The organism is Geobacillus sp. Manikaran-105, from assembly GCF_002809955.1.
GTDB lineage: Bacteria > Bacillota > Bacilli > Bacillales > Anoxybacillaceae > Geobacillus > Geobacillus thermophilus.
Map to the genome: position 1 here is coordinate 1 of NZ_PIJG01000080.1, position 6,464 is coordinate 6,464.

6 protein-coding genes are annotated in these 6,464 nt (G+C 34.9%); 1 reads left to right on the forward strand and 5 read right to left on the reverse strand.

Annotated features, from left to right (window positions below; genetic code table 11):
• The coding region (locus tag CV945_RS15865; RefSeq protein ID WP_157807544.1) for an IS1634 family transposase at positions 1–791 on the forward strand (791 nt) is incomplete at its 5' end.
• Positions 792–1,157: 366 nt separating this feature from the next.
• Here CV945_RS15865 and CV945_RS17360 read toward each other — a convergent pair.
• The 5 genes from CV945_RS17360 to CV945_RS15895 all read right to left on the reverse strand — a co-directional run.
• On the reverse strand, positions 1,158–1,331 hold the full coding sequence (locus CV945_RS17360) for a hypothetical protein (RefSeq protein WP_198518532.1): 174 nt from the start codon (positions 1,329–1,331) through the stop codon (positions 1,158–1,160).
• Complete coding sequence (locus CV945_RS15875) at positions 1,328–2,986, reverse strand: ABC transporter ATP-binding protein (protein ID WP_100660151.1); 1,659 nt, start codon at positions 2,984–2,986, stop codon at positions 1,328–1,330. The genes CV945_RS17360 and CV945_RS15875 overlap by 4 nt, the downstream gene beginning before the upstream one ends.
• A gap of 663 nt (positions 2,987–3,649) precedes the next feature.
• Positions 3,650–4,528: an ABC transporter ATP-binding protein gene (locus CV945_RS15885; protein WP_060475562.1), complete on the reverse strand. Its 879-nt coding sequence runs from the start codon at positions 4,526–4,528 to the stop codon at positions 3,650–3,652.
• Between the two features lie 45 nt (positions 4,529–4,573).
• A complete protein-coding gene (locus CV945_RS15890) occupies positions 4,574–5,797 on the reverse strand; it encodes a radical SAM protein (RefSeq protein ID WP_060475561.1) in 1,224 nt (407 codons plus the stop codon).
• 32 nt (positions 5,798–5,829) lie between these two features.
• Positions 5,830–6,464 (reverse strand): radical SAM protein (locus CV945_RS15895; RefSeq protein WP_483299653.1); only part of this gene is annotated, 635 nt, incomplete at its 5' end.

The window sequence follows — 6,464 nt, forward strand, 5'->3', positions numbered from 1 at the left end:
TGATCGTTGTTGAATCGAGCGCGCTCGACCAGCGAAAAGGAAAGACGCTTGAAAAAGAACGAACCAAAGAAGCGGAGCTTCTTCGCGAGGAACAAGCCCATTGGGAGCGCCACCCTTTCTTGTGCCGGGAAGACGCTGAACAAGCCTTGGCGTCCCTCAAGACGTCCCTTCGCCCACGGTTTCATCAGGTCAAGGCCGCGGTCGAAGAGATCGTACGCCCGAAAAAACGGCGCGGACGGCCGAAAAAAGGGGCGGAACCCGAGATGGAGACGCGGTATCTCTTGCGCCTTGACGTCGAATTCGACCCAAACGCGTGGGAACAGGCAAGACGGAAAGCGTCCCGGTTTGTCCTCGTCACGACCGTTCCGGAGGAATGGAAGGGCCAACAAATGGATGCCCAAGAGATCTTGAAGCTATATAAAGGGCAGATCTCGGTGGAAATGAACTTCGCTTTTTTGAAAGACCCTTTTTTCACGGATGAGATCTATGTCAAAAAGCCAGAACGAGTTGCGGTATTGGGCTATTTGTTTCTCTTGGCCTTGGCCATTTACCGCGTCTTTCAGCGCCGGGTGCGCCAGTTCATCACACCCGAACACCCATTAAAGGGCGCCGGAGGCCGCAAGCTGACCCGACCGACGGGGCAGGCGATTTTCCAGCTGTTTCAATATGTGAACGTCGTCCTCCTCAAGCTGCCGGATGGACGCATCCAACGCTCACTGGATCGCTCCCTCACCCCTGAACAACGAAGGATTCTGCAGGGGTTGGGGCTGGATGAGAGCATTTACGTGTAACGTCATACGGAACGACCAGCGATGGTAAAAAAAGGATAGCCATCGCTCGTCGTGTTGGTCAAAAAGTTATTCTGAAAAACTAAATAAAAAATCCTTTGTTTTGACCTTGTTAGGGTGCGAAATGTGAGATATCACCCAAGCCATTGCCTGGTTTGTGGACTACATCCATGAGCGCCCGGAGGAAGTGCTGCAACTCCTAGCAGGATGGTGAAAAATGACCGATTTCGCCGAACCCGTTGTTTTCGGCTAAAAGAGAAGCGTTGATGTTACAGGACTTCTCCATTTGAGAAGAGAGTCAGTTTTCCGTGGCTTTTCAATAAATCACCAGTTTTCTAGGGGGTACAGCGTAATCGGAAAGTTAACTTTTCAAGGTGCATCTATATACATCCATTTGCTTATCCATGCCAATGCCAATAATATGATAATAATAGTGATTATTTTGATGGAAAGACCCTTTATATCTATTTTTTTATTTTTTATTTGGAAAAACAAAATAAACAAAGAAATAATTAAAAGCAAAATATAAATAATTTTACTCATGAGATTCCCTCCCTGTCGTAAACAATGTCAGCTTTTCCATCATTTAATACAATTTTCTTGTTCACAAGATACATTAATTCATCAGTGTGACTAATAAACAAACAAATTTTGTCATGAAGTAAATCCAGCAAAATGTTTTGAAAAGCTTCTTTTGCGTTTTGATCCATATTCGATGTAGCTTCATCAAATATTAAGACATCAACATCCTTCATAAATATTCTTGCAAAAGCGATTTGCTGAATTTGTCCTTTGGACAAGTTTTTCCCATTATCAATAATTTTTTTATTTAAATCCAAACCATTCAAAAAGCCATATTCAAGAAGTCTATCTAATCTTCTTTGAAATTCTTTTTCAGACAACACCCGATTTCCAATCCGAATATTTTCCTTTACACTTCCTTCGAATAGATAGATATTTTGCGGAACAATCCCAATTTTGGATCTTAAACTATTTATATCTAACTCTCTCAGTTCATAATCATTAATGGTGATATTCCCAGAATAATTTTTATAAAAACCCAATAAAAGTTTGGCTATAGTAGTTTTACCAGATCCATTTTTTCCGATAAATGCTATCCGATCTCCAGAATATAGATCAAAACAGATATTATTAAGAATGCTTTCATTCGATGTATCGTATTTAAATGATACATTTTCAAATTTTACAAACTTGATGTAATCTATTTTTTTACCTGTGCTTTCCTCTATGTTCTCTGTGTTATTAGAGGATAACATGCTGTTAATTCTTGAAATAGCAGCAATAGCAGGTTGTATACTTAACTTAAAACTCTGTAACATAATTAAGGGAGAGTATATCATGCCAACATATTGGGTCATGGACACATAATCTCCTATAGTCAGCTTTTTATTGGTTATGAAAAAACCAATTATACCTATAATGAGCGTCTGAACCACCAAAACCATCACGTTTAGCATTTGGGAACTTTTACTGGCAGTTTTGCTTTGATGAATTGTCTTCAATGCTAATTGGTTGACTTCTTTTGTAATAGACTGATTCATGTGTTCTTCCTCGTTTAGTTCTTTTAATGCAATTATCCCTTCTAATGCAGAATGTATTTTGTTATTCGTATTTGCAGTAGCTTCAAGCATTTCTCTAGAGTATCTGTTTAAGGATGTGATAGAAGTGTTAGAAATAATATAAACCACTGGAATGAACGATACACATGCAACGAATATTTCAATGCTTTTGGACAATATGTACATTAAAGCGCCTATCATTGATATTGTGCTGGAAAGAAAGTTAAAAACAGTTGGAGTAAATATCGATGATAAAGAATTCACTTCGTTCAATCTTGATAAGATATAAGCTGTTGATTGTTTATCAAAAAATGATACAGGCATTTTTAATATCTTCTGAATGATTTCGTTCTTGACGTTGGCTATAATCTTAGCAGACGTTGCAGATATTAAATAATCACTAAAATGATTTAAAACACCTCTTCCAATATATGCCCCTATTAGAATAGATGAGTAAACAGCAATGTTAAAAACATTGTTTTTCATAATTCCTTCATCAAAAACCATTTGTGATAATATAGGAATGATGTTGCTAAGGAAAGAGATGAATAGGGTGAGCAATACTAGAATAACAACATTTTTTAAGCTTTTTTTTAAATAGAACTTTAATACTTTCAATTTCCTTCCTCACCTCCATAACCAAGAGGTTACATCGTTAAAAATTTTTCATTCGATATTTTCTTTAAAAGAAAATGGAGCGTGATTACAAGGAAAAGCAATATACCAATAATGGTTCCAATAATCTTGTATTGATGTATATTCGTAAAGGTTAATACATAAAACATCGCTCCAAACATAGAAGTAACTTTTAATATGACAATATTATCAACCAGAAACATGACGACGCATAACACTATTCCAAAGAGCAAGTTAATAAACGGCAATAATAATAAAGACAGCAAGTATTGAGAAGGGATCTGAATCCCCAGGTACAACTGATATCCATAGAATAGAAACGAATACATGCTGCTAAGGATTGTTGCGATAAAAACAGAAAAAAGTACCTTGACAATTAATATCTTCTGTATAGAAAAAATTTGCAACATTTTCTCATATACTCGATTTTGTTTATCTGTCTTAATGGATTCAAAAAGTATTTGTAACAGAAAAATAATCGATGTCGTTCCTAAAATGAGATTAAATTTAATATGAATAGGGATAGAATTTAATCCATAGATGAAGTACAACACTAGAACAAATTCAATTGCGATTAGAAGCAACATCTTTTGCATTTTCTTCTTCAGAAAAAGATATTCTTTCCACAATAGAGCCTTCATTCCGTCAACCTTCTTTCTTATTCAAACGTAAGTAAATATCTTCAAGTATTGCTTCATTTTCTAAAACATCACGTATTTCTATATTCAAATGGATTAATTTTAATAAAACATCGTTCAATTTATAAATTTGTTTATCTAAAATCACCTCATGATCTTTCACCAGAACATTTGGAAATTCTTCTTTAATTAGAATTGATTGTTGTTGATTGATTTTTGAGATGGTTCGTATTCTGACAAGAGAGGATTGAAAATCAGATTTTAATTTATTCAGTTCCTCTTTCACTTTTATCGTTCCATCAACAATCATAACAATTCGATTACACATATGTTCAATGTCATCAAAATTATGAGATGTAATGACAATGCAACTTTCCTTAGGATATTCCTGTATAAATTTCTTTATTAAAGATCGATTTTCTACATCCAAATTTACTGTAGGTTCATCCAAAATAAGAAGTTTGGGGGAATGAATAATAGAGCAAGCAAAAGCAAGTTTTTGTTTCATTCCAGAAGAAAGCAAAGACACCTTTTTGTCTGCCATCTTATCCATGTTTAGCCTATCTATCAGTTCCTCCACTACATGGATAGGGGATTGATAAGTTTGAGACCAAAATATGAGATTTTCTCTCACTGTAAACTCTTCTATAATCCCTTTTGTAGAAGGCAAATACCCAATTTCGTGATTGGATATGTTTCTATTGATTTTCCCAGATGTTGGAGTATACAATCCCAAGATTATTCTTAATAAAGTGGTTTTCCCAGAACCAATTCCCCCAATAATGCCCACACGATCCCCTTGGTGTAACGACAAGTTGATATCTTTTAGTATGTAATTTTTATTATCAAATGATTTAGCAATATTGTGCAGTTCAATATAATTCAATTGTTTCCCTCCTACATTCTACTTCTTGGCTTTTAATTATCCTTATTATAACCCCGTATAAGAACAAAGAGATTTTTGGGTTAAACTGTTAGAAAAAGCAACCTCTGCGGCTCTGCAATCCATACACATTCGTTTAAATTCGCAAGTACCACAAGGTTCAATATTTTCCAATGAAAGCTTCCAATATTTCAGGACTTCTTCTTTTCTGTCAAATAAATCAAGCAGACTGTTATGTTCTTTAAGATCCATCAGCACTTCCGATTCTAATCTTGGACACGGAACCACTTTTTTATCGGAAGTGATTGCTAAGCTGCCTGTTAAACAAGGATGATATATTCCAAGATAAGAAAAGCTGTTAATGTCGCACCCAAATGTCGGCAACTCTTCATGATATAAAATGGATTCTTCTTTTCCGTTTATAACTATGCTAGGAATGATATTGGCTATTCCTAATTCACTTAGTTGTTGTTTTAAACAATTTAATTTTTTTACATTATTCCTGCTTGTTACTACATTGAATATGATCTGATTGACATGTTCTTTGAAGTAATGAGAAATCTCTTCTATCGTTTTCAAATCGATACTATCTGTTGTATAATCAAATAAAATGATTGGAACGATATTAAATTGGATTAAAAAGTCGGCTCTTTCTTCATTTAACATTTCCCCATTGGTAAGCAAATATAATTTTTGATTGGAAAGTTTTAATATAGAACTGAACTGAAGAATTTCCTTGGTAACACCCCAATTGGTTAAAGGATCTCCTCCATGAAAATAAATATTTGAAAATCCTAAAGAAATAATGTCTCTTACGAGGTTGTAATAGAAACCTAAATCTCTGTTGCTTAAAACATAGTTATTGGCAACCTTCTTACATGCAAAGCACCCATTAATTTTCGGACTATAACAATGACTGCAGTTTTTGGGACAACTGCAGGGAAGCTCTATGAAACAATTTAATAAAGGAATATTTTCGTCTAATTGCAAGGCTTTCAAACTTCCCTTTCTATATGGCTCTCTTGGAACAAAAGTGTCACCGTATTCTCCAATTTTTTTCTCTGTTAATAAATTTAAAAGGTTTTCTACATTCTTAGCTCCATGCGTTTCTTTTAGTTTAGATATTCTCTCTCCCCTAGATATTCCTCTTAAAATTAGGCTTTCTTTTGACTGCAGATGATATATAGTGTTATTTTTAAAATCGTATAAGGTAGTGCCCAATTTTCCATTTATAGGCACACAATGTGGGTATAAATTAAAATATTCTTTCACCTTTTTCTTCTCCTTTCTATGTAATTTATGTATTATCTTTCTAAGATGTTGCCCAAATTGACGTTTTTCTCCATAAGGGTATAGGCAAGTTCAAATATTCTTTGCTTTTCTTCAATTAATTTTTGACAAGGCTTCATCTGTTTTCTGTTAAATTCTCCTTGAGCTGTTAGAAGGACTCGATAGCATGTTGGGCAAAATCTTTGTATAGGGCAATTAATACAGCCTGGACCGACGTGTTTGTTATATCTGTCAAGAGTTTCTGTTATTTTTTCGAAATCTATCCATTTTTTTGTGGTTCCTATAGGCATTTTATCATTTACCTTTTCGCAACTATGCAATATTCCTTTAGTGTCTACGGCAATTTTTGTGCCTGGCACACATGTGCCTGTAAAAGGCAAAAAAGAAGGTCTTAACTCTTGTATGGATACGTTTAGAGGTCTATTTATTACTTCATATAATGGAAGAGCAAAAAGCAATCTTAGCACTGGATCGAGTTTTTCTCCATTCATGACTTTTTTGATGTAACTATTCAGCCACATCATAAAGTGAGCTGAATATTTTCTTCTTTCGTAACTATTCAGCCACATCATAAAGTGAGCTGAATATTTTCTTCTTTCCTTGTCTATGATGTGAATATTGATAGACAAGGAGGTGAATCGCATGTTGA